Consider the following 18,237-nt stretch of genomic DNA (forward strand, 5'->3'; position numbering starts at 1 on the left):
TTGCCGCCCGGCTGGCTTGACCGAGCGCTGGCTGTCCGGCCAGCGCCCAGGCGCGGAGCACCACATGGCTTCCTACTTCCTGCGCAGGCTGGCGATGGCGATCCCCGTCATGTTCTTCGTGGCGCTGTTCGTCTTCCTGTTGCTGCGCCTGACGCCGGGCGACCCGGCCCAGGCCATTGCCGGCGATCAGGCGACGCCGGCCCAGCTTGCCGCGATCCGTGAGAATCTCGGCCTCGACAAGCCGCTCGCCGGCCAGTTCGCCACCTGGCTCGGCGGCATGGCGCAGGGCGATTTCGGGCATTCGCTGATCTCGCAGCGCCCGGTTCTGGAGATGATCGGCCAGCGCATCGGCCCGACACTGGCGCTCGCGGTGATGGCGATGATCTTCACGGTCGTCATCTCGCTGCCGCTCGGCGTGCTCGCCGCCTGGCGCCATGGCGGCATGGTCGACCGCTTCGTCATGGCGCTCTCGGTCGTCGGCTTCTCCGTCCCGATCTTCGTGATCGGCTATGTGCTGATCGCGGTCTTCGCGGTGGACCTGAAATGGTTCCCGGTGCAGGGCTACAAGCCGCTCGCCGAGGGCTTCGGCCAGTTCCTCCACCGCGTCCTGCTGCCGGGGCTGGCACTTTCCTTCTTCTACATCGCGCTGGTCTCGCGGATGACGCGAGCCTCGATGCTGGAAGTGCTGCGCGAGGATTATGTCCGCACGGCGCGGGCGAAAGGGTTGGGCGAGCGCATCGTCCTGTTCCGCCACGCCCTGCGCAACGCCGCAATCCCGATCCTCACTGTGGTCGGAACCGGCTTTGCCATGATGGTCTCCGGCGTCGTCGTCACCGAGACGGTCTTCAACATCCCCGGTCTCGGACGGCTGGTCGTCGACGGCGTGCTCGCCCGCGACTACCCGCTGATCCAGGCGATCATCCTGCTGACGGCCGGAACCTATGTGCTGATCAACCTGCTGATCGATCTCTCCTACGCGCTGAGCGACCCGAGGATCCGCTACCAATGAGCGCCGCATCGAACCCCGCGCAAGGCGGCCTCCCGCGCCGCCGCCTGCTCCGAAACCCGCCGCACTGGACGACGGTGCTCGCCATTCTCGTCCTCATCATCGTCGTTGCGATGGCTGTCTTCGCGCCGTTCATCGCGAATTTCGAGCCGACCAAGCTCAACGCGGCGATGCGGCTCAAGCCTTCCTCGAACCTCTACTGGCTGGGCACCGACAGCTTCGGCCGCGACCTCTTTTCGCGCGTGGTCTATGGCGCGCGGGTCTCGCTGCTGGTGGGGGCCGGCGTCGCCATCGGCGCCATCGTGATCGGCCTTCCGCTCGGTCTGATCGCTGGCTGGTACCGCAGCGTCGACGGCGTGCTGATGCGGATGATGGACGGGCTGATGGCGATCCCTGGCATCCTGCTCGCCATCGCCATCGTCGCGCTGGTCCGCGGCGGGCTCACCACCGTCATCATCGCGATCATGATCCCGGCGATTCCGCAGGTCGTCCGGCTGGTCCGCGCGCGCGTCATCGCCGCCCGCGAGGAGACCTATGTCGATGCGGCGATGCTGCTCGGCACGCCGCCTGCCAAGCTGATCTGGAAGCATCTGCTGCCGACGACGATCGCCCCGCTGATCGTGCAGGGCACCTATATGTATGCCTCCGCCATCCTGACGGAGGCGGCTTTGTCCTTCCTCGGCGTCGGCATCGGCACGGAGATCCCGAGCTGGGGCAACATCATGGCCGAGGGGCGGCTCTATTTCGCGATCAACCACTGGCTGGTGTTCTGGCCGGCGATCGTGCTGTCGGCCTGCATCCTGTCGATCAACCTGCTGGGCGACGCGCTGCGCGACCGGCTCGACCCGAAGATGCAGGGGAGAGCCCCATGACGACGACATCCTCCAGCCAGCCGGTGCTCTCGATCCGCGACCTCAAGGTCGCGACGCGCGGCCGCGAGCCCAGCGAGATTCTGAAGGGCATCAGCTTCGACATCATGCCGGGCGAGACGCTTTGCCTCGTCGGCGAATCCGGCTCCGGCAAGTCGGTGACCTCGCTGGTGACGATGGACCTCCTGCCGCGCGACGAGTTGCGGGCCACGGGCGGCGCGGTGCTGCTTAACGGCGAGGACATTCTGACCGCGACGCCGTCCCGCACAAAGGCGCTGCGCGGCGCCGAGATGGCGATGATCTTCCAGGAGCCGATGACGGCGCTGAATCCGGTGCTGACCATCGGGCTGCAGATGGACGAGGTCTACTGGGCCCATACGAAGATGCGGCCGAAGGAGCGCCGTGAGGCCGCGCTCGCCGCCTTCGAGGCCGTGCACCTGCCCGATCCGGCGCGGATCTATGACAGCTATCCGCATCAGCTCTCGGGCGGACAGCGCCAGCGCGTGATGATCGCGATGGCGCTCGCCTTGAAGCCGAAGCTCCTGATCGCCGACGAGCCGACCACCGCGCTCGACGTCACCACGCAGAAGCAAATTCTCAGCCTGATCCGCGAGTTGCAGGACAAGCAGAACACCGCCGTCCTGTTCATCACCCATGACATGGGCGTGGTCGTCGACATCGCCGACCGGGTCTGCGTGATGCGCCGGGGCGAGATCGTCGAGACCGGCCCGGTCGAGCAGGTGCTCAGCCGGCCGCGCGAGGATTACACGCGCGACCTGCTGCGGGCCGTGCCGTCGCTGGTGCCTCGCGCTCCTCGTGCTGCGGCGAAGCAGGCCGAGGCCGTGGTCGAGATCCGCAATCTCGAAAAGACCTTCAGCTTCGGTTCTCTGCTTGGGAAGCTGATGGGGCGGGATATCCGCACCGTACGCGCCGTGAACGATGTCAGCTTCAGGCTGGAGCGTGGGCGCACGCTCGGCATCGTCGGCGAAAGCGGCTCGGGCAAGTCGACGGTCGCGCGCTGCCTGATGCGCCTGGAACATCCGACCGGCGGCGAGATCCGGGTCAACGGCCAGGACATCGCCCCGCTCCAGGGCCAGAAGGCGCTGGCCCCGGCGCGGCGGCGCGTGCAGATGGTGTTCCAGGACCCCAATCGCTCGCTCAATCCGCGCCTGTGCATCGGCGAGAGCCTGATCGAGGGGCCGCTCAATCTCGGCGAGGAGCGCGGCTCTGCGCTGAAGCGCGCGGGCGAATTGCTCGAGGTGGTCGGCCTGCCCAGCACAAGCCTCGAACGCTTTCCCCATCAGTTCTCCGGCGGCCAACGCCAGCGCATCGCCATCGCGCGCGCCCTGATGATGGAGCCCGAGGTCATTGTCGCGGACGAGGCCGTCTCGGCGCTCGACGTCTCCGTGCAGGCGCAGGTGCTCGCACTGCTGGCCGAGATCCAGCAACGGCGCAATCTCGCCGTGCTGTTCATCACCCATGACCTGCGCGTCGCCGCCCAGATCTGCGACGAGGTGATGGTGATGCAGCGCGGCCGTGTCGTCGAGGACGGGCCGGCCGCCGAAGTGCTGGCGCGGCCGCGCCATGAGTATACACGGGCCTTGATCAACGCGGCGCCGGGGCGAGACTGGGATTTCGCCACGGGGCGCCGCATCGCCGGAGCCGACGCATGATTGCCGCCAGCCTCGTCCAGCTCGACGTCCAGTCTTTGGCGCCGGCCGAGAACTTCCGCCGCATCCACGACTTCGTCGCGGCCGAGGCGGCGAAAGGCGCCCAGCTCATCCTGTTCCCCGAACTCGCCAACACCGGCTATGTCGAGCCACTGGTGCCGGGCGGGGCGCTCGTCAGCGACGTCCCTCATTTCGGAGCGGCGCTCTACGAGGCCTGCGCCGCGCCGGATGGCGAGGAGGTGAGGGCGCTTGTTGCACTCGCCGCGCGGCACCGCGTACATATCGTCATCGGCCTCGGGCTGCGCGATCGCCTGCGCGCCGGCGTGATGCGCAATGCCTCGCTCTTGATCGGCCCGGAGGGCGTGCTCGGCGACTACACCAAGATTCACCAGTGGCAGAACGAGAAGCTGTTCTTCACTGGCGGCGACAGCATCGACACCTACCCGGTCTTCGGCACGCGGCTCGGCATGCAGGTCTGCTACGATATCCGCTTCCCCGAGATCACCCGCATCCTCGCCTTGCAGGGCGCGAGCATCGTGACCTCGGTCTGGGCTTCGTTCGGGGCGGAGAATGCGCCGGTGACCGACGAGGGGCTCTTCATCCACCGCGCCTATACGCGGGCCACCGAGAACGGCGTCTTCTTCCTGAGCTGCAACCGCAGCGGCAGCCGCGGCGGGCAGCGTTTCTTCGGCCGCTCCTGCGCGGTGGCGCCGGATGGCCGCGTGCTCGGCGCGCTCGATCATGATCGCGAGGACGTGCTGCGGGTCGAGGTCGACCTCGCCGAGGTCGCGCGCTATCGCAGCTTCACCGGCATCTGGGCTGATCGCGTGCCGGCCCTCTACGCCAAATACCTCAACGCCTGACCTCCGCGAGACAGCCGATGACGACCTCTCCCTGCCCGCCGATCAGCGATGCCGACTGGCCCGAGACGATCGCCGAGATGAAGACCGGCTTTGCCGGCGCGCTCAATGTCTACCGGACGATGGCGCATCATCCGGCCTTGCTGAAGGCCTGGGCGCCCTTGCGCCAGCATATCGTCAAGGACAGCGCGCTCGGGCCGGTGCGTTCGGAGGTGGTGATCCTGCGCGCGGCGCATCGCATGGGCTCGCCCTATGAATGGGCGCATCATGTCAGCAGGGCGCGGGCGCTCGGCATGAGCGATGCCCGCATCGCGGCGCTGCGGGGCCAGCCGGAAGGCGAGGACGGGCTGATCGTACGCGCGGTCGATGCGCTCTTCGACGACAAGCGCCTGTCGCTGTCGCTCGAAGCGGAGCTCGCCGCGGCGATCGGACGCGAGGCGGTGTTCGACCTGATGGCAACGGTCGGCTTCTATTCGGTGCTCGGCTACATGCTGATGACCTATGAGACGCCGATCGATGAGGCGATCACGACCGAGATGTCCGAAAAGCCGCTGGCCGCCACTGCCGACCGCTAAACGCAGAAGATTGCCGCTCGACGCAAGCGGGATTCGTTCCGCCGACAAGCGCCAGCAGCGGACATTGGACCATCGCCGCGAAGCGGACTTTTGCCAGACCACAAAGCGGAGGTCCTTCCCAACCCAAGTCTGACTTCGTCCTCGACGACTGATCCGCTACTTGGCCCATGCCACGATCCGTTCCGCGATCGCCTCGGGGCCTCGCCGAGCCGGTCAGTGCCCTGGACGTCCGGCATCAACTGGGGGGCATGCAGATCGGTCGCCGCCTAACGCGCGAGCGCGCGCTGACCACCGTCGTCGTCCTCCACGATCTGAACATCGCCACCCGCTTTTCCGACAGGATCGCGGTAAAGCGCGGCGGCCGACTGATCTGCCACAGTGGGCCGGACGTGGTGATCAGGACTGACATGAGCGCGGATGTTTTCGGCGTCGAGGCCGCGTTAGCCTCGGCGCCGGACGGCTCCGCCACGGTTACGCCGCCGAGGGCGGTCTGACAGTGTGCTTCACCGGAAGGGCGGCGAATACTGTAGGCCGCCATTCGTCCAGAGGGCATTAGGGCCACGCTCCAGCTTGAGCTGCGATCCCTTGCCGAGATGGCGCTCGAAGCTCTCGCCGTAATTGCCGACCGTTGTAATCATGCGCACGGTCCAATCATTGGTGAGGCCCAGCCCTTCGCCAAACTTTCCTTCCAGGCCGAGGAAGCGCTTGATCTCAGGGTTGTCGGATTTGAGCATTTCCTTGACGTTGGCCTTCGTCACACCGAGTTCTTCGGCATTGATCAAAGCGAAGACGGTGAAGCGCACCAGGTTGAACCAGCCTTCGTCTCCCGTTCGAACCCATGGGCCGAGCGGCTCTTTCGAAATCACCTCGGGCAGGATGACGTGATTGTCCATGTCCTGCAATTTGAGCCGGACCGCGGAGAGGGCCGAGATGTCGGTGGTGTAGGCGTCACAGCGCCCCGACTCGTAGGCCTTCAGCGCTTCCTCCGAGGTCCCGAAGGCGGCAACCTCGTATTTCATCTTGTTGCGCCGGAAATAGTCCGCGAGATTGAGTTCGCTCGTCGTGCCCTGTGCTACGCAGATCGAAGCGCCGTCCAGCTTGCTGGCGCTGGTGACACCGAGCTTCTTCGCGACCATAAACCCTTGCCCGTCATAGTAGTTGACGGTGGTGAAGGTGACGCCCTGACTAAGGTTGCGCGACAAGGTCCAGGTCGTGGTGCGCGGCAACACGTCGATCTCGCCTGCTTGCAGCGCGATCAATCGATCCTTGGAACTCAGCGGAATGAATTTGACCTTGTTCTGGTCGTTGAAGATGGCAACTGCGAGCGCACGACAGATGTCGGTGTCGAAGCCGTTCCATCGTCCGTTGCCATCCTGGATCGAAAAGCCGGCGACACCGGGACTGCTGCCGCAGATCAATTCGCCACGCTCCCGGATCTTCGCCAGGGTTTGGCTGGACTGAGCTGCAGCGGGTCCGCAGAACGGAGCCAGAAGAGCCAGCACCGTTGCCGCCTGGAGCAGTTTCATCATCGATTTCCCCTTCCTTTTTGGTGTTTGATAGGCCGTCTTCGGGCAAAGCCTCCCCATCACGGCGCGAGGCTCGCGCCGTGTTTGTGTCATCGCAGTCTTGATGCTGCCTCCTGTCAGGCCGCCCTGTTCGCGGGGGCCTGTCCGAGCACCGAAAGCAGCCGGCTCAGATCGGCCCACAACTCATCAGGCTCTTCGAGGCCGATGCTGACCCGCAGGAGGGGTCCTTTCGCGGTCCATGCCGTCGCGGTCCTGTCCGGCGCGACCGCTTGCGGCGCGACGAGGCTGCGTGTGCCGCCCCAGGAAGCACCGATCGCGAAGACGCGCAGCGCGCTCAGCGCGGCGCTCATGGCCTCGTCGTCGACCGGTTTCAGCACGAGGCTGAACAGGCCCGAGGAGCGTCCCATGTCGCGCTTCCAGATGTCGTGCCCCGGGCAGGAGGGCAAAGCCGGATGCAGCACGCGCTCGACCATCGGGTGATCCATCAGTCGGTGGGCGAAGTCCTCCGAGACCTTGCCCATATGGGCGACGCGCAGGCCCATGGTCTCGATGCCGCGCAAGGCGAGCTGGCACTCGTCCGGTGAGACGCCGATGCCGAAGCCGCGCAGGATCTCCTTCATCTTCTGGCGCAGCGCCATGTCCTTGACCGTAATGGAGCCGAGCAGCAGATCGGAATGTCCGCCGACATATTTGGTCAGCGCCTCGCAGGCGAAATCAGCGCCGTGCTCAAGCGGCTTGAAGATCAGCGGGGTCGCCCAGGTGTTGTCGCAGCCGACCAGCGTGCCCTTGGCCTTGGCGGCGGCGGCGATGGCGGGCACATCCTGCACCTCCATCGTGTTCGAGCCGGGCGACTCGACCCAGACCAGCTTGACGGTCTCGTCGATGAGATCAGCGATGCCGGCACCGATGAGCGGGTCGTAGACGTCATAGGCGATGCCGCGCGGCGCCAGATACTCGGCGCAGAAGCTTCGCACCGGGGGATAGACATGGTCCGGGACCAAGACCTTGTCGCCCGGCATCAGCACCGACAGCATGACGACGGTGACGGCGGCCTGGCCGGAGGGGACGAGCACTGTGCGAACCCCGTCGTGCAACTGTGTCAGTTGCGCTTCCAGCGTGCGGGTCGTCGGCGTGCCGTGCAGCCCGTAGGTATAGCCGTCGAAACCGCGATATTTGCGGGCCATGAAGCTCGCCCCATCGGGATAGACGATGGTGGAGGCCCGGTGTGTCGGCACGGCGAGCGAGGCGTAACCCTCCTCATTGACCGCCGGATGATGAACGCAGAGCGTGAGGTCGTGCATGGTCGTTTTTCCTTGCTGCCGTCATAGTCGGGACGGGCGGCGAGGCAGGCAATCATGCAGCGGGCATGGAACGATGCCTCATCGTTATGCCTCTCAGCGCGCTGCCATCAGGCAGTCGATGAAGTCGCGTACCAGCTGCGACTTCGGCTTGTCCGGCGGCAGGATCAGCAGGCTGCGGCTCTGCACGGCGGGCTCGAAGGGGCGCAGCACGAGCTGGCTCTGGTCGTGGCCGGCAATCGCATAAGGGCTGATTAGTCCGACGCCGACGCCCTGGGCCACCAGTGCGCAGACCGTTGCGGCATAGATCGTTTCGACCACCACGCGCGGCGGGGCCGCGCCGGCCTCGGACAGGATCATGTCGAAACGTTGCCGCGCGCGATCCTCCGGCACATAGGCGACGAAATCCACGCCCGAGAGGTCGTGTGGGCCGATCGTCTCGCGCGTCGCCAGCGGATGGCCGAGCGGCATAGCGCACAACGCTCGCGGTTGCACGAACACCTGGTGGACCACGCCAGTGACATCGATCTCGTCGGCGGCCAGGCCGATGTCGTAGATCCCGGACGCTACTCCATCCCGGACATCGCGTGACGGCAGCACCATAAGGGTTACCGTCGCGTCGGGGCGCAGGTTGCGGAACCGCAGCACGGCATTGGGAACGATCGAGGAGCTCAGCGCCGACAGCGTGGCGACCCGGAGCTGGCCGGCACCATAGTCGCGAATCCGGGCCGCGCTGGCACGCAGGCGATCCATCCCCCGGAAATTGGCCTCAACCTCCGCGAAAAACGTTCGTCCTTCAGGCGTGGGGACGATGCGATTGCGCACCCGGTCGAACAAGGCGAAGCCGAGGGATCGTTCGAGCTCCGCGATCAGGCGGCTGACGCCAGGCTGCGTCACCCCAAGGATTTCTGCCGCCCGAGAAACCGTGCCTGCTTTCATGACAGCGGCGAACACTTCGATTTGACGGCTGTTCAAGTTGGGTTCGCCCCGCGCACCGATGCGTCGCTGCTACTGCATAGCTTCCTCAAGCGGACACTCAAAATGACGACCGGGGTGGCAAGCGCCGGAGGCCGGTCTGGGTGCGTTGCGCCATAAGCGAACAGCAAGCCTGGCGCGTCACTCGAGAATAATCATGCGGGCGCCTCTGGATGGCAAAACCGACTTTCCGGGTCAGGCGCTCATCGCAGCCCGAGAGATGGCAATTGACGCTACCAGCCCTGTCGGTTGCCAATCACGCTCCACCGTCGCGTTCAGCGCGCTGGCAAGTCCTCCTTCGAGGCGACTGCCGAATCCGGCCCTGCCAGGCGCGGGCAGGGGGCCACCTGTTTCTCGCCAAAGGATGCGTGTCCGATCATCGTCGGCGGAGACCTCAACCTCAAGCCGCCCCGTCTCGGTTGAAAGCGATCCGTGCTTGGCAGCGTTCGTCGCCAACTCGTGCAGCAGCAACGCCAGATTGGTGACTGACTTTCCGTCGACATCGCAATCATTGCCGCGAACGCTGATGCGGTCGTCCGTGGCATAGGGTTCGAGGATCGTCCGGACGAGTGTCAGCAGTCCTACATGCTGCTCGTTTTCCGGACCGAGCAATCGGTCCGACATGATCAGATCATGCGCGCGCGCTAACGAGGACAATCTGGCTTGCACGTCCGCGATGATGTCGCCCTGGTTCGCCGACGTCTTCGCGCTGATCGCAACGATGGCCTTGGCCAGTGCGAACAGGTTCTTCACCCGATGGCGCATCTCACCCATCAGAAGCTGCTGCTGCTCCTGTGCCGCGCGCTTCTCGGTGATGTCGCGCGCAATTTTGGATGCGCCGACGATGACGCCGTTCTCGTTGCGAATGGGCGAGATGGTCAGCGAAATGTCCACCAGCGAGCCATCCTTCCGGCGGCGCTTGGTCTCGAAATGCTCCACGCGCTTGCCGCTCTGGATTTGGGCAAGGATCAACGGCTCCTCATCCAGGCGGTCCTGTGGGATCAGAATCGTGATCGACTTGCCGATGACCTCGTCGGCGGCATAGCCGAAGAGCCGTGTTGCGCCCGGATTCCAGCTCTGGATGATCCCGTTGAGATTCTTGCTGACGATAGCGTCTTCGGAACCGTCGATGATGGCCGCGAGCCAATCGCGAGGATCCGGCGCATTTGCGATGTCAGGCATCCCCTGCATCAGGGGTGCCCGGCTCGCTTCTGACCTGGGCCTATCTTCCGGGTTTCTTTCAGTTGTCGACGAAGGTGAAGTTCCAGCGCCGCATTTTTGAAGCTCGCCCAAGCCGGCCATGCGCTCAGCCTCTCTCAAACCGCCATCTGCTTCGCAGAGTGCGTAGCCTTTGGCTCTATATCCTGTCCCCCGCGCGCGCCAAGCGCGCCACTGAGGCGCGAAGGCTGCTCCGCCGATTGGGTCTGTTCTGCTGTGGCAAGTCAAGCGATGGCGCAGCCGATGCCGCCCTCAAATGCTCTTCGGCCTCTCTGCCAAGGACAAGCTGGCTACCGATGCGGCGTGCCATACGTCGCGCCATCTCGACGACCCCTTCAATGCCGGCCTAGAGGCCATAAGCCTGACCCTTACATCGCGAAAGCCCCACTCCGCGTCGATACGAAGCACAGTCAATTCTTGCGCCATTATCGTTTTCCAAATCGGACGACTACGAACGCTGAAAGTCGGCAGCGGTTCCTATGCGACGCTTGTCAGCCGGCTGATTGTTGTCACCGTGGGGCGCAGCGAGGGGATCGCAGCATGAAGGACCGCGCCATCCTCCATATGCAGTAAGACGCGACAAGGCGAAGGCGCTAGCCTCGATCGCAGAGGATTGGGAGGCTCAATCATGCGCTGGCTCGCCCTTTTCGCATTGCTGATTGCCTCTGCTGCGATCGCTCCGGCGCAAGCGGCGGAGAACCCTCTCTGCAAATTGTTCACACAGAAAGAGGCCTCGGCTTACGTGGGCGCAACTGTAGGGGAGGGCGAAAGCAGCCTCATTCCCGGCGCTTCTGGCTGTTCTTGGTCCAATGAAGACGCTGATAACAAGATGAGCGTCAGTGTTTTCCCGGCGGGTAACGCCCTCCAGCTAAAGGCCTGGGGCTTCGAAAGCTGGGAAGGATTTCGATCGGTCCCCGGAATCGGTGCTAAGGCCTATGTCGCTCGCTCACCGGTCATGGAGATCATGGGGAGGAAGATGGGCGGCGAGTGGCAAGCCGGAGCGATAGTAGGGAACGACTATATCGCCGTTGGAATGAAGGGACCAAAAGCCAACGCCGACGCTGTGCAGAGCCTCTTGAAGGACGCGATCGGACGGCGCCGCTAAATCTGTCGCCGCATTTGGATAAGACGCCTTAGGGCGACGGACGGGGTTTGCCCTGTTCCAAAGCTTGTCCCGCTGCATCGGTTTCCCGTCCATAGCTCTTGTTGTCCTGGCTCTCAGTCGTCGATGGCACCGACCTGTTTTGGTCTATCGAGGGGGAGCGACCTGTCGGGCTGGACCCCGTGCCTTCTTGCGTGACGGATCCTGGGCCTGGCTCTTCTTTCGGCGGGCTCGGGCGGGTTTGCGCATCAGCCTCGAGCGGTCCCGGCCCAAGGATCGCAAACACGCCAAGGGCGAGAATCGGGAGTTTCATCTTGACCTCGCATCGCGTGGATCGAATGGACAGGCAACGCGAGCGCTTCAAAACCTGTTCCGTCCTCCGGCCGGCACGCCTGCGCGCTCAGATCGATCGGCACGCTGCGCTGAAGGCTGGGGCTTAGAAGGCGCGGAACAATCGAGCTGAAGACAGATTACCAGGACATGCAGCGCCGCCGTCGCCCCCCTCTCGAGTTCTGGATATGGCTTGCCGTCATCGGAATTGTGGTCATTTTGGCAGCTTATGCCGCCATGACACCGGCAATCGTCCCGGCGTCTCGACCTCCTATCGATGTCGGTTGATGTGCCTTTCGACAGCTGCGGGCTTCAATCCTCGGGCTGGCCGGCCTCGCCTTGGCTTTTCGAGGAGCTGCGGGTCACGCCATATTCGCTCGAAGCTCTTCGCTTGCCATCGAGGTCGTAGCCCGTCGCGGCCAACCCCCGGCGCAGGAGCTCCCTGATCGCCGCGGCACGGCTGGGCATCCGATTGTCAAAGCGGAAATCCTCCAGAGCCTGCAGCTCTTCCTGATCGATCATGATCTGAAGGCGCTCGCCGCGCGTCAGTTCATTGCCCTTGCTCGTGGTCTCCGTCATGGCGGTTACTCATTCACCTCAACCGTCGCGATATGGGTAAAATGCACAACCTGCCATTTTGTTTCAAAGACCTTGTTTCGCGGCCCTGTCTCGAACAGCGCCAATTGAGCGGGTTAACATGCTGATTAATCTCGTTTTTCCTGGATCACGCCCGAGGGGCGAGGTAGCCTGCTGGCATTGACTTCCTGCACGTGAGTCACGCGGAGATCGATCCCGGAGCTTGGAGGGGACATGAAACCGACATTTGAGGCCTACACGGTTGCATTGCCCTGGTATGAGCGAGAGGACTTCCATCGCCTCTGGGACTTGGCACATGACCGCGATCAAATGCCGGCCGATTACGAGGAATGGCACCGCAATGCTGTTGCCGTGATGAATGCCTGGCTGGCTCGCGGCAGGGCTCTGGAGATCGTCACCATTCGACCCGATGATTTTCTCGCCTGGCTCGAAGAGCGATCCCTTCCCAACACCGCCGAGATGCGCCGGCAATATGTCGAGGAGCTGGCGCGGCACTGCCACGACGTCGCCTGAAACAAAAAGCCTAGTATCACCAAGGCAAGTCTCTCGACCGACGCGCTTTTCACCGGGCAGCATGTGAGAGCTGCCAATCACGCCTGCCTTGCTGGCGATTTTACCAGGCGGCGACGTCCGCCTTCGGGGTCGACATCCCCGGCATCACTTCCGCAGGGACCTTTCTCGCCAGCTTGCGAGCGCGCCTCGGTCCTGCCCCTTGGAACGTAAATCGAGCCTGGTCGTTTCAGCCATGCCTTGGGCAGGATCTTGGGGCGCGAGGGGGAGAGTTCCCAGATTATGGCCGATGTGCCCGTGAGATCCCGTTTCAGGGAGTTCTTCTCCGTCGCGTTCCGGTTCTGGACCGGCGAGACCCGCGGGCGGGCATGGATACTGACCATAGCCGTGTTAGCGTTCGTGGCAGCGCAGACGGCTGCAGCGTTCGCGATGAACCTGTGGAATCGTTGGTTCTTCGACGCGCTGGGCCAGCGCGACGTCGCGCTGGTGTGGAGCACCGCAGCCTGGCTGCCCGTGCTTCTTGCCGCGACGTCCCTGTCGATGTCAGCGCTGGTCGTCAGTCGCATGTTGCTGCAGGTCCGGTGGCGCGAGCATCTGACACGGCTCATTTCAGGCTGGTGGATCGCCGACCAGCGCTACTATCGGCTCAGTCTCCTCAGCCAGATCAAATCCGCACCGGAATACCGGATCGCCGAGGATGTGCGCCTCGCGATAGAGCCACTCGTCGAGATGACGATCGGTTTGCTCACGGCATTCGTCACCGCCGCCACTTTTGCAACCGTGCTCTGGCAAGTCGCGGGCTCTGCCGAATTGACGATCATGGGCCATACCGTTTTCGTGCCGTTCTACATGGCCCTGGCTGCAATCCTCTATGCGGGGCTTGCAACGCTCGCAGCCTATGTCGCGGGCCACCCTCTGGTGCGGCGGGTTGCGGCAAAGAACGAGATGGAAGCCCGCTTTCGGGCCGATATGACGCGGCTTCGCGAGAATGCCGAAAGTATCGCCTTGATCGGGGGAGATGCTGACGAGCTGACGGCGATTCACAAGGGTTATGGGCGGGTCGTCCGAACCTGGCTGAGGATCGTGAGGCAGCAGGGGCTGATCGCGCTGGTGCTGAATACGAACAGCGCGCTTTTTCCAGTCGTTCCCCTGCTGTTGATCGCACCGAAATACCTGTCTGGTTCAGTGTCGCTGGGGGCCGTCGTGCAGGTCGTTGCCGCGTTCAGCGCGGTTCAGGCGGCGCTCATCTGGTTCGTCGACAACATCGTGCGACTCGCCGAATGGTTTGCCTCCGTGACGCGGGTGGACGAACTGGTCGAGGAGTTGCAGGGCCTCGATGTCGGGGCGGAGATGGAGGATGGAAAGCACATCTCCATCACCGAAAGCGGCGATGACAGCATTCACATCGAAAATCTGTCGGTGGCGCATAGCAATGGGCGGATCGTCATCGCTGATGCAACAGTCGCCATCGCCCCGGGCGACAAGGTGCTCATCGCCGGCGAAAGCGGATCCGGGAAGAGCACCCTCATCCGGGCGCTGGCAGGTCTGTGGCCGTGGGGCGCTGGCTCGATCGCGGTGCCTCCTGACAAGTCGATCGCGTTTCTGCCGCAGAAGCCATATCTGCCGAAGGGCTCATTGCGGTCGGTCCTGCTCTATCCCGCCGCCGACGCGTCGATCGAGGACGGTATCATCCTGGCAGCGCTCGAACGATGCGGCTTGCCACATCTCGCTCGCAGGCTTGGAGCGGTCGAAGATTGGGACCGGATCCTGTCCGGCGGCGAACGCCAGCGGATAGCCTTCGCGCGCCTTCTGATCCAGAAGCCGGACATCATCGTGATGGATGAAGCCACGTCCGCGCTCGACGATGAGAGCCAGGACTCGCTACTCGCGCTTTTCGAGAGCGAACTTGCTTATGCCACCATCATCAGCGTGGGCCATCGCGCAGAGCTCGAGGAATTTCACGATCGCAAGGTGCTGCTTGAGCGACGGGAGGCCGGCGCCCGCGTGACGACGCGGCGCATATCGAAATCCCTGTGGCGACTGTTGCGTGGCCGAAAAGCTGGCAATGACGATCGGACTTCGACCACGGACCCAAACTAAATCGCTTGGTCTTCATGATCGCTGGCAAGGTCGAAGTTGTCAGCCGGCGCGCGCAGCATTGAGACGAGCCGATATGATCTGACCGACTTCGAATGGCGCGTCGTCGAGCCGCTCTTGCTCCAGGCGGTTGGCGACGTGGTCCGAGTATCGGTCATGGCGGCAGGCCAATGGCCGGCCCGCTCTCGCGTCGAACCACCCGCTACCGCCACTGTGCCAGGATCTCGCTGGTGGTGGTGGCCTCGATTTGCTGGCTGAAGCGGGAATTCACCCGTACGGATCGCCGCGCAGCGCGTTGGGAAGGTCGCGATTGAATCTGCGAATCCGGTGTGCCGCGGCAGGAAACCCCTCGGAGTAACCGCCAGCTCGGCAACATCGTCGATCTGGTTGCCAGAGCATATTCCGTCCAAGGCGGTAGGCGCCGTCGGGAGTGCTGCGATTCTACAAGCGGCGGGCAGCTCATCGCTGTCACGCCGCATCGCGTTTTGCGCCTTCCGGCCAGTTGAGCTTCAGCATGTGCATCAAAGTGGCGGCGTCCTGCGGCGCATGACGTTTGTCGGTGTTGTCGAAGAACAGAAAGACGTCGCGCGGCTCATCGGTGGCGTTTTTCGGATCGCCCGCGAAATCGCCGTCTCGCATCGCTTGTCCTGAACGCCAGGCCCGAATGCGCGCAGCCCAGCGCTCGAGGTCAGGTTCGTCGTAACGGGATCGATAGAGTTCCTTGGAGCCGTGCAGCCGGCAATAGACGAAATCAGCGGTCAGATCCATGAGGCGCGGCCAGTCGGCCGTGTCCGCGCAGACCAGCGCAACCCCGTAGCGGCGCAACAGATCGACGAAGACGGGATCGCGAAAGCTGTCATGCCTGATCTCGATCGCATGTCGCAGCGGACGTTTCGCATCGGTTTCGACCCAGGCTCGGCCATCGAGATGCATGTCGTGCCGACGGGCGAGCGCGGCTGCTTCCTGTGTGTTCTTCGGGAGCAGCTTCAGGAAATCCTCAATGACTGCGGCGTCGAAACCAAAGCTTGGCGGGAATTGCCAGAGTAGCGGCCCGAGCTTGGGGCCGAGACGAAGCAGGCCGGATGCCATGAAGTTGCTCAGCGGCGTTGCGATCTGTCTCAGGCGCAGGACATGGGTGATGTAGCGTGAGCCTTTGATCGCGAACAGGAAATCGTCCGGTACGGCCTGCGCCCAACGCTCGAACACCTCAGGCTTCTGCAGACCGTAGAAGGTGCCGTTGACCTCCAGCGCCGGAAACCGATCGGCCGCGAAGGACAGCTCCCGCTTCTGCACCAGTCCCTTCGGATAGAAATGCCCGCGCCAGGGAGCATAGGTCCAGCCGGATAGCCCGATCCGGATATTCTTCTCCTGCCGGTCCTTCTTCCGCATCGAACGCTGCTCCCGCTGGTGCTGGTTTCCAGCCAACGTCGCGGCGACGGTTTCGTTCGCGGCCAATCAGGGACTGGATTCCGGCACCCTGTGAAGACGGGCGGTTCGCGACATGATCCGGGATGATGGCGGCAGCCGGCCGATCGGCGTCTCGGTCCGCAACCCGCACGGAAAGACTGTCTATGCGCTTCGCCTGGGCCTGTCCGAAAGCTTAGACCGGACGATTGAACCTATTCGTTTCGCGCTGCGTTTATTCTGCATCGCGAAGCCGCCGGGATGAGCGGCCGAACCGGTTTTGCTACCTAACCCATGTGAGTGCCATCGGGTCTCGTTCCGGTGACGCTGCCGCTTCCCAACGGAGGCGCCTATGAATGCCCGCGATCGGGAAAGCTCCCGAAGCGCCGAGATCGATGAGACGCGGCAACGAAGCCTGGATGTTCTGCTGGCGCCGGTGGCGCGACGTGTCCGCTTCGAGGCCGGTGCTGAGCTTCCGCTCGACGATGCCGTCTATTTCCCGATCGACGGCATCACGACCCTGATGCTTCAGCGCGGGCAGACGAGATTTCAGATCGGCTTCGGCAGCCGCGGCGATGCTATCGGCATCCAGAGGCTGTTCGTTCCGGAGTTCGCGGATATGTCCGCGAAGGTCCTGAAATCCGGCAACTTCATCTGTGTGGCTCCCCAGACCTTGCGGCGTCTCCTGCGCGAGGATGGCGGGTTACGCGCACGGTTGATGTTTCATGCCCTGCGCGCCGCTGGCCGTTACCTCGACGAAGCGGCTCGCACGGTGGCGCTGTCGCTGGAGCGGCGCGTGGCGCATTGGATCAACCGCTGCGGCGAGACCCTGGCCAGCGACATCATTCCGATCACTCATCACGATCTCGCCCATACGCTGGGCGTGCGCCGGTCCGGTGTGACGGTCGCGCTCCATGTCATCGAGGGTGAGCGCCTGATCCGCTTGTCGCGAGCGCGCATCCAGATCATCGACAGCAAGGGGCTTGCCGCCTTTTCACAGTCACGCTCTCCTGACCGGCACCATTCGGCAAATGGCGGATTTCAAGCGGATGCGAGTTTTCGGATCTGACGGAGATCAGCGACAAATGCGTCGTAAGCCTGTGTTCGATCCTTTTCCTGCGGCAGTCGCAACAGGAAGGAGGGGTGAACCGTGATGAAGCCCAGCCGCTCCCCGAAATGGGTCGCGCCGCGATTGCGCGAGATCGGCAAGGCCTTCCCGGCCAAGGCCAGGACGGCGGTTGCACCCAAGGCGACGACGAGATGCGGGTTCACGAAATCCAGCTCACGCTCGAGCCACCAGCGATAGTGCCTGACCTCCCCGGTTGTCGGCCGCTGGTGTATCCGCCGCTTGCCGCGCTGCTCGAACTTGAAGTGCTTGACGGCATTGGTCAGGTAGCTGGAGCGCCGGTCGATACCGGCTTCGTTGAGGGCCCGGTCGAGCAGTTGGCCGGCAGGGCCGACGAAAGGGCGGCCCTGCCGGTCCTCCTGATCGCCGGGCTGCTCGCCGACGAAGGCGATGGCCGCGCCCTCGGGGCCTTCTCCGAGGACGGCCCGGGTTGCGCCGGGAACGAGCGGGCCGGACGCCGTGATGGCAGCGTTGAGTTCTTCCAGACTCGTGACGTTCCGGATGGTTTCGGAGATTGCTTCATCGGTGGGGGGCATGGGCGATCTCCTGCATCGTGAGGGAAACGCGCCGGGAGCGAAAAGGATCGTCGTCCTCGATCACTCGGGGCCGAGCCGCGATGGACGGGGCGCGATTCCACCAAAGGAGATCGTCATGATGTTCATCGAACAAATTCGGGAGGGTCTTGAGACCGTGGGGCCGTCCGGAGCAACGCTGACCTGCTGCGATCGGTTCAGGGTGAGGTGAAAAAGCTTCGGCCCGCCGAGGCGGGCCGAACAAGAGAAATTCCATGATCCAGGGGCCGATCACAGCGTCGGCTCGACCCGAAGGTTCTCGTCCCGATGTTCCCCGCCCAATGTGGCGGCCCACGAGGCGGCTGCAGCTCCGACGAGCAATGCGGCGGCCGTCAGGAACGCCGTCAGAACCGCGATCTTGCGTGCGCGCTCGGCCGCTTGCTTGGCGGTTTCCTTGGCTTGCGACAGCCGGGCATAGGCGTCATCGATGCGCTTCTGCGCATCCTGTTCGCTGATGCCGGAACGCGCGGCCAGCCGCGAGGCGAGATAATCCCGATCGCCC

At 64.0% G+C, this 18,237-nt stretch carries 18 protein-coding genes and 2 pseudogenes; 12 read left to right on the forward strand and 8 right to left on the reverse strand.

Going from position 1 to position 18,237, the window contains the following annotated elements:
- The first annotated feature begins 64 nt into the window (after window positions 1-64).
- From GY40_RS11945 to GY40_RS11970, 6 genes are all read left to right on the forward strand, one after another.
- Complete coding sequence (locus tag GY40_RS11945; RefSeq protein ID WP_038362128.1) at window positions 65-1,009, forward strand: ABC transporter permease; 945 nt, start codon at window positions 65-67, stop codon at window positions 1,007-1,009.
- Window positions 1,006-1,878 carry an ABC transporter permease gene (locus GY40_RS11950; protein WP_038362130.1) on the forward strand — a complete coding sequence of 291 codons (873 nt, stop codon included), beginning with the start codon at window positions 1,006-1,008 and terminating at the stop codon, window positions 1,876-1,878. Before GY40_RS11945 ends, GY40_RS11950 begins: the two co-directional genes overlap by 4 nt.
- Window positions 1,875-3,548: an ABC transporter ATP-binding protein gene (locus GY40_RS11955; RefSeq protein WP_038362132.1), complete on the forward strand. Its 1,674-nt coding sequence runs from the start codon at window positions 1,875-1,877 to the stop codon at window positions 3,546-3,548. The genes GY40_RS11950 and GY40_RS11955 overlap by 4 nt, the downstream gene beginning before the upstream one ends.
- On the forward strand, window positions 3,545-4,408 hold the full coding sequence (locus tag GY40_RS11960; protein ID WP_038362134.1) for a carbon-nitrogen hydrolase family protein: 864 nt from the start codon (window positions 3,545-3,547) through the stop codon (window positions 4,406-4,408). Before GY40_RS11955 ends, GY40_RS11960 begins: the two co-directional genes overlap by 4 nt.
- Window positions 4,409-4,425: 17 nt before the next feature.
- Window positions 4,426-4,980, forward strand: a complete 555-nt coding sequence (locus GY40_RS11965; RefSeq protein ID WP_038362135.1) for a carboxymuconolactone decarboxylase family protein — start codon at window positions 4,426-4,428, stop codon at window positions 4,978-4,980.
- Window positions 4,981-5,228: 248 nt separating this feature from the next.
- On the forward strand, window positions 5,229-5,474 hold the full coding sequence (locus GY40_RS11970; RefSeq protein ID WP_051987812.1) for an ATP-binding cassette domain-containing protein: 246 nt from the start codon (window positions 5,229-5,231) through the stop codon (window positions 5,472-5,474).
- Between the two features lie 9 nt (window positions 5,475-5,483).
- Here GY40_RS11970 and GY40_RS11975 read toward each other — a convergent pair whose 3' ends face one another.
- The 4 genes from GY40_RS11975 to GY40_RS11990 all read right to left on the reverse strand — a co-directional run bounded on the left by GY40_RS11975 (window position 5,484) and on the right by GY40_RS11990 (window position 9,961).
- Window positions 5,484-6,506, reverse strand: a complete 1,023-nt coding sequence (locus GY40_RS11975) for an amino acid ABC transporter substrate-binding protein (RefSeq protein ID WP_038362632.1) — start codon at window positions 6,504-6,506, stop codon at window positions 5,484-5,486.
- A 116-nt stretch (window positions 6,507-6,622) separates the two neighbouring features.
- On the reverse strand, window positions 6,623-7,807 hold the full coding sequence (gene metC / locus GY40_RS11980; RefSeq protein ID WP_038362137.1) for a cystathionine beta-lyase: 1,185 nt from the start codon (window positions 7,805-7,807) through the stop codon (window positions 6,623-6,625).
- Window positions 7,808-7,900: 93 nt separating this feature from the next.
- Window positions 7,901-8,779: a LysR substrate-binding domain-containing protein gene (locus GY40_RS11985; RefSeq protein WP_038362138.1), complete on the reverse strand. Its 879-nt coding sequence runs from the start codon at window positions 8,777-8,779 to the stop codon at window positions 7,901-7,903.
- Window positions 8,780-8,974: 195 nt separating this feature from the next.
- Complete coding sequence (locus GY40_RS11990) at window positions 8,975-9,961, reverse strand: PAS domain S-box protein (RefSeq protein WP_197062733.1); 987 nt, start codon at window positions 9,959-9,961, stop codon at window positions 8,975-8,977.
- Between the two features lie 292 nt (window positions 9,962-10,253).
- On the opposite strand from GY40_RS11990, the gene GY40_RS27545 reads away from it, so the two are divergent.
- Together GY40_RS27545 and GY40_RS11995 are read left to right on the forward strand one after the other, a co-directional pair.
- A complete protein-coding gene (locus GY40_RS27545) occupies window positions 10,254-10,541 on the forward strand; it encodes a hypothetical protein (RefSeq protein WP_156115927.1) in 288 nt (95 codons plus the stop codon).
- A gap of 84 nt (window positions 10,542-10,625) precedes the next feature.
- Window positions 10,626-11,102, forward strand: coding sequence for a hypothetical protein (locus GY40_RS11995; RefSeq protein ID WP_038362139.1), 477 nt, complete (start codon window positions 10,626-10,628; stop codon window positions 11,100-11,102).
- Window positions 11,103-11,741: 639 nt separating this feature from the next.
- Here the strand turns inward: GY40_RS11995 and GY40_RS12000 are convergent.
- Window positions 11,742-12,008: a hypothetical protein gene (locus GY40_RS12000; RefSeq protein WP_038362140.1), complete on the reverse strand. Its 267-nt coding sequence runs from the start codon at window positions 12,006-12,008 to the stop codon at window positions 11,742-11,744.
- Window positions 12,009-12,239: 231 nt separating this feature from the next.
- Here GY40_RS12000 and GY40_RS12005 point away from each other — a divergent pair, with 231 nt between their 5' ends.
- Both GY40_RS12005 and GY40_RS12010 read left to right on the forward strand, forming a co-directional pair.
- Window positions 12,240-12,539, forward strand: a complete 300-nt coding sequence (locus tag GY40_RS12005; protein WP_133561480.1) for a hypothetical protein — start codon at window positions 12,240-12,242, stop codon at window positions 12,537-12,539.
- A 279-nt stretch (window positions 12,540-12,818) separates the two neighbouring features.
- A complete protein-coding gene (locus GY40_RS12010) occupies window positions 12,819-14,636 on the forward strand; it encodes an ABC transporter ATP-binding protein/permease (RefSeq protein ID WP_156115928.1) in 1,818 nt (605 codons plus the stop codon).
- A 465-nt stretch (window positions 14,637-15,101) separates the two neighbouring features.
- On the opposite strand, the gene GY40_RS12015 is transcribed toward GY40_RS12010, so the two are convergent.
- A complete protein-coding gene (locus GY40_RS12015) occupies window positions 15,102-16,022 on the reverse strand; it encodes a DUF72 domain-containing protein (protein WP_038362143.1) in 921 nt (306 codons plus the stop codon).
- Between the two features lie 112 nt (window positions 16,023-16,134).
- Here GY40_RS12015 and GY40_RS27550 point away from each other — a divergent pair, with 112 nt between their 5' ends.
- Both GY40_RS27550 and GY40_RS26565 read left to right on the forward strand, forming a co-directional pair.
- Window positions 16,135-16,302, forward strand: a complete 168-nt coding sequence (locus tag GY40_RS27550) for a hypothetical protein (RefSeq protein ID WP_156115929.1) — start codon at window positions 16,135-16,137, stop codon at window positions 16,300-16,302.
- Window positions 16,303-16,389: 87 nt separating this feature from the next.
- The gene (locus GY40_RS26565; RefSeq protein WP_051987818.1) at window positions 16,390-17,106 is read left to right on the forward strand and encodes a Crp/Fnr family transcriptional regulator; all 717 of its coding nucleotides are present in this window, start codon (window positions 16,390-16,392) and stop codon (window positions 17,104-17,106) included.
- On the opposite strand, the pseudogene GY40_RS12025 reads toward GY40_RS26565, so the two are convergent.
- Window positions 17,079-17,663, reverse strand: a pseudogene (locus GY40_RS12025) (UdgX family uracil-DNA binding protein); the annotation flags it as partial. The gene GY40_RS26565 and the pseudogene GY40_RS12025 overlap by 28 nt on opposite strands.
- 303 nt (window positions 17,664-17,966) lie before the next feature.
- Window positions 17,967-18,237, reverse strand: a pseudogene (locus tag GY40_RS27955) (hypothetical protein); the annotation flags it as partial.

Origin of the sequence: Allobosea sp. UNC402CLCol (genome assembly GCF_000745475.1) — a bacterium.
Taxonomy (GTDB): domain Bacteria; phylum Pseudomonadota; class Alphaproteobacteria; order Rhizobiales; family Beijerinckiaceae; genus Allobosea; species Allobosea spartocytisi.